Origin of the sequence: Streptomyces sp. AcH 505 (assembly GCF_000818175.1) — a bacterium.
Classification (GTDB): domain Bacteria; phylum Actinomycetota; class Actinomycetes; order Streptomycetales; family Streptomycetaceae; genus Streptomyces.
On sequence record NZ_JTIY01000001.1, the window covers coordinates 3,732,971 to 3,735,917 of the forward strand.

Sequence of the window (2,947 nt, forward strand, 5' to 3'; positions counted from 1 at the left end):
CCGACGCCGGCATGGCCGTCGGCATCGTCCACGACCTGGCGGTCGGTGTGCACCCCGACGGCGCCGACGCCTGGGCCCAGCAGGACGCCTTTGCCGCCGGGATGTCCGTCGGCGCCCCGCCGGACGCCTTCAACGCGCTCGGCCAGGACTGGGGGCTGCCGCCCTGGCGCCCCGACGTGCTCGCCGCCTCCGGCTACGCCCCGTACCGGGGCCTGCTCAAGGGCCTCCTGCGTAACGCGGGCGCGCTGCGGATCGACCATGTGATGGGTCTGTTCCGGCTCTGGTGGGTCCCGGCCGGCCAGGAACCCACCCGGGGAACGTATGTCCGGTACGACGCGGAGGCGATGCTCGCCGTCCTCGCCCTGGAGGCGCACCGCGCGGGCGCCGTCGTCATCGGCGAAGACCTCGGCACGGTCGAACCCGGCGTACGCGAGGCGCTGGAGCGGCGCGGGGTGCTCGGCACGTCCGTGCTCTGGTTCGAGCGGGACTGGACCGGTACGGGACAGCCGCTGGCGCCGGAGACCTGGCGCGCCGGGTGCGTGGCCACGGCGACCACCCACGACCTGCCGTCCACGGCCGCCCGGCTCACCGGCGAACACGTGGAGCTGCGGCACCGCCTCGGCCTGCTCACCAGGCCGCTCGCCCAGGAACAGGCCGAGGAGCACGCCGAGGTGGCCGAATGGCTCGGCTACCTCACCGGACTCGATCTGCTCACCGACGGCAGCGACGACGAGGAGGAGCAGATCCGCGCGGTCTACCGCTTCCTGCTGCGCACCCCGGCCCGCATGGTCGGCGTCTGGCTGCCGGACACGGTGGGCGACCGCCGCCCGCAGAACCTGCCGGGCACCTGGGACCAGTACCCCAACTGGCGCCTGCCGGTCGCCGACGCGCAGGGCCGCCCGGTCACCCTGGAGGAGCTGGTCGCCTCGCCCCGGCTGCGCGCCCTGATGGACGTCCTGAGCCCCCGTACGGCACCCCCGCGCGCGCGGCGGCGGTAGGCGTTCGCTACGTTTGCACCGTGGACAAGAAGAACGCTCTGCGCGCCGGCGCCGTCGCGGCCGGTACGACGCTGATCATGCTGCTCATGTCGTCCCCGGCGCTGGCCCTGACCCGGGACGACGGCGACGACCCGGGATCCGGCCTGAGCGTGATCGAGACGCTGGGTCTGTTCGTCTTCACACCGCTGGTGCTGTTCGGCATCATCGCCGGTCTGGTGACGGTCCTCGACAAGTCCCGCAAGCAGCAGAAGCAGAGCCAGAGCTGACGCTCGAAGCTGCTGGGCGCCGCACGGCACGCGATGTGCCGGGGCGGCGCCTTTGTGTGCGCGGGGGAGTGAGCGCGGCGTACCCGGTAGAAAGACCGTTCTCCCCGCTATTATGGGCGGTATGACACAGACGGCATCCGGTACAGGCACCGGCAGAAAGGTCTCCGAGGCCCGGGAGCGGCTTCTGGGGACCGCCGCGCGGCTCTTCTACGCGGAGGGCATCCACACGGTGGGTGTCGACCGTCTGGTCGCCGAGGCGAAGGTCACCAACGCGACCTTCTACCGCCACTTCCGCAGCAAGGAAGAACTGGCCGTCGCGTACATCGAGAGCGTCGACCAGGCGATCCGCACCCAGATCGGCGCGCTGACGGCCGCGGACGTGCCGACCGACGACATCCTGCGAGGCATCGGCGCCTCCCTGGTCGAGCAGATCCGCTCACCCGGCTACCGGGGCTGCGCGTTCCTCAACGCGGCGGCGGAGTTCCCCGACCCCGCCCACCCGGTCCACCGCGCCGTCGTGTCGCACCGCGCGTGGTTCCTGCGGACGATCACCGGACTGTTCGCGGAGATCACGACCGATCAGGCCGACCACGCCGGGCGGCACTTCGTCATGCTCCGCGACGGCGCGATGAGCGCGGGCTACCTCGGCGACCCGGTCCTGGCCGGCGAGACCCTGCAGCGCGGCATCGAGGGACTGCTCCGGATCCACACCGCCCGCGGGCCCGGCGGGAGCGCCGCCCGCACGCCGGGCGACGCGCCCTTGGCGACGGCGGTCACCGGCATCGAATGCGCGCCGCCCGACGCGTGAGCCCAGGTCCTCGGCCGGACAGGGCCTAGTGCCAGTTCCAGTCGATCAGCGTGGTCAGCGTGTCCGAGTGGAAGTCCGGGAAGTCCATCGGCACGACGCCCAGATGCGTACGGTCCGACACCCGCGCGGCCAGATAGCTCTGCACGCCCGGCATGATCGCGTCCGCGTTGAACTTCGGCCACCCCCCGCCCGCGTAGCTGGTGAAGTTGATGTACATCAGCGCCGAGTCCTGGTCCGCCGCCGCGTTGTCGAACTGCTGCGTCACCTTCCCGGTCTTCTGCGACGGCGACGACAGTCCCTGGTAGATGTCCTGGAGCGAGAACCACTCGTTCGTCAGGAAGTCGTTGTCGCCGCCCGGCCACTGCAGCACCGGCAGGTCGTTGTCGAACTGGGCGATCAGGACGATCCGTCCGCGCGCCTCGCCCAGGGACGGCACCCGGTCGGTGACGAGGAACCAGGGGCGCCAGCCCTTGGCGTCCAGGTAGACGTCGAAAACGTCCTTGAAGCGCGCGCCGACGTCGTTGTTGGTGCCGTTCTCCTTCTTCAGCCGCATCACGATCGTCTCGCCCGGATGCTGCCGCAGGAAGTCACGGCACTGCGAGAGCACCCCGTCGAAGGTGATGCCCTGGTAGTACGAGGCGTGGTAGATCCCGAACGAGTCGTCGAGATGGTCCTGGAGGCCGTTGGCCCGGATGTCCAGGAAGCGCACGCCGCGCTGGAGTTGCTCGGCGATGCCCCAGTTCTGGGTGTGTGACCACTCGGTGCCGTTGTCGGGGTCGGTACAGCCCGAGTCGTGGGTGCCGGGGATGGTCATCCGCAGCAGCGACAGCGCGTCGGGCAGCCCGCCCATCCAGTCGGCGGGAACGGCGCTGCCG

Annotated in this window: 4 protein-coding genes; 3 read left to right on the plus strand and 1 reads right to left on the minus strand. The window is 71.1% G+C overall.

Annotated features, from left to right (window positions below; all coding sequences use genetic code 11):
* The 3 genes from HY68_RS17040 to HY68_RS17050 form a co-directional block, all read left to right on the plus strand.
* The coding region (locus HY68_RS17040; protein ID WP_041989699.1) for a 4-alpha-glucanotransferase at positions 1-998 on the plus strand (998 nt) is incomplete at its 5' end.
* A 20-nt stretch (positions 999-1,018) separates the two neighbouring features.
* A complete protein-coding gene (locus tag HY68_RS17045) occupies positions 1,019-1,264 on the plus strand; it encodes a hypothetical protein (protein ID WP_041989702.1) in 246 nt (81 codons plus the stop codon).
* Between the two features lie 112 nt (positions 1,265-1,376).
* Positions 1,377-2,072, plus strand: a complete 696-nt coding sequence (locus HY68_RS17050) for a TetR/AcrR family transcriptional regulator (RefSeq protein ID WP_052457115.1) — start codon at positions 1,377-1,379, stop codon at positions 2,070-2,072.
* 25 nt (positions 2,073-2,097) lie between these two features.
* Here HY68_RS17050 and HY68_RS17055 read toward each other — a convergent pair.
* A partial coding sequence (locus HY68_RS17055; protein ID WP_041989705.1) for a phosphatidylinositol-specific phospholipase C occupies positions 2,098-2,947 on the minus strand: 850 nt, incomplete at its 5' end.

Bases quoted from the DNA above. Each gene is read 5' to 3' on its own strand.
- HY68_RS17050 (WP_052457115.1), top strand. From the start codon at position 1,377: ATGGGCGGTATGACACAGACGGCATCCGGTACAGGCACCGGCAGAAAG.